The 1,403-nt window shown below is 50.8% G+C and carries 1 rRNA gene; it reads right to left on the bottom strand.

The features are described from left to right. Positions 1-48 precede the first annotated feature (48 nt). Positions 49-1,403: ribosomal RNA gene (locus tag AAEY55_RS18020) — 23S ribosomal RNA — on the bottom strand; the annotation flags it as partial.

The following is a 1,403-nucleotide window of genomic DNA, read 5'->3' as shown; positions in this document are numbered from 1 at the left end:
ATATTAACTTCTTGCTTGAACTGTCACATAAAACGCGTTTGGCGTTGTATGGTTAAGCCTCACGGGTAATTAGTACAAGTTAGCTTAATGCCTCACAGCACTTCCACATCTTGCCTATCAACGTTGTAGTCTCCAACGGCCCTTCAGAGAGCTTATAGCTCTAGTGAGAAATCATCTCGAGGCCTGCTTCGCGCTTAGATGCTTTCAGCGCTTATCAGTTCCGAACGTAGCTACCGGGCAATGCCATTGGCATGACAACCCGAACACCAGCGGTTCGTTCACTCCGGTCCTCTCGTACTAGGAGCAACCCCTCTCAATTCTCAAACGCCCACGGCAGATAGGGACCGAACTGTCTCACGACGTTCTAAACCCAGCTCGCGTACCACTTTAAATGGCGAACAGCCATACCCTTGGGACCGACTTCAGCCCCAGGATGTGATGAGCCGACATCGAGGTGCCAAACACCGCCGTCGATATGAACTCTTGGGCGGTATCAGCCTGTTATCCCCGGAGTACCTTTTATCCGTTGAGCGATGGCCCTTCCATTCAGAACCACCGGATCACTATGACCTACTTTCGTACCTGCTCGACGTGTCTGTCTCGCAGTTAAGCTGGCTTCTACCATTACACTAACCGTACGATGTCCGACCGTACTTAGCCAACCTTCGTGCTCCTCCGTTACTCTTTAGGAGGAGACCGCCCCAGTCAAACTACCCACCAGGCACTGTCCGTAACCCCGATTCAGGGGCCAACGTTAGAACATCAAAACTACAAGGGTGGTATTTCAAGGTTGACTCCAACAAAACTAGCGTCTCATCTTCAAAGTCTCCCACCTATCCTACACATGTAGGTTCAATGTTCAGTGCCAAGCTGTAGTAAAGGTTCACGGGGTCTTTCCGTCTAGCCGCGGGTACACAGCATCTTCACTGCGATTTCAATTTCACTGAGTCTCGGGTGGAGACAGCGTGGCCATGGTTACACCATTCGTGCAGGTCGGAACTTACCCGACAAGGAATTTCGCTACCTTAGGACCGTTATAGTTACGGCCGCCGTTTACCGGGGCTTCGATCAAGAGCTTCTCCCTAAGGATAACCCCATCAATTAACCTTCCGGCACCGGGCAGGTGTCACACCGTATACGTCATCTTGCGATTTTGCACAGTGCTGTGTTTTTAATAAACAGTCCCAGCCACCTGGTCACTGCGGCTCCCGTCCGCTTAGAGAGCAAGTCTCATCACAGATAGGAGCGTACCTTCTCCCGAAGTTACGGTACGATTTTGCCTAGTTCCTTCACCCGAGTTCTCTCAAGCGCCTTAGTATTCTCTACCTGACCACCTGTGTCGGTTTGGGGTACGATTCCATATAATCTGAAGCTTAGAGGCTTTTCCTGGAAGTATGGCATCA

The organism is Pseudoalteromonas sp. 120-MNA-CIBAN-0494 (genome assembly GCF_040308885.1).
Taxonomy (GTDB): Bacteria; Pseudomonadota; Gammaproteobacteria; order Enterobacterales; family Alteromonadaceae; genus Pseudoalteromonas; species Pseudoalteromonas nigrifaciens.
The sequence above is the reverse complement of the archived record's forward strand: the minus strand, read 5'-3'. Positions and strand labels throughout refer to the sequence as shown.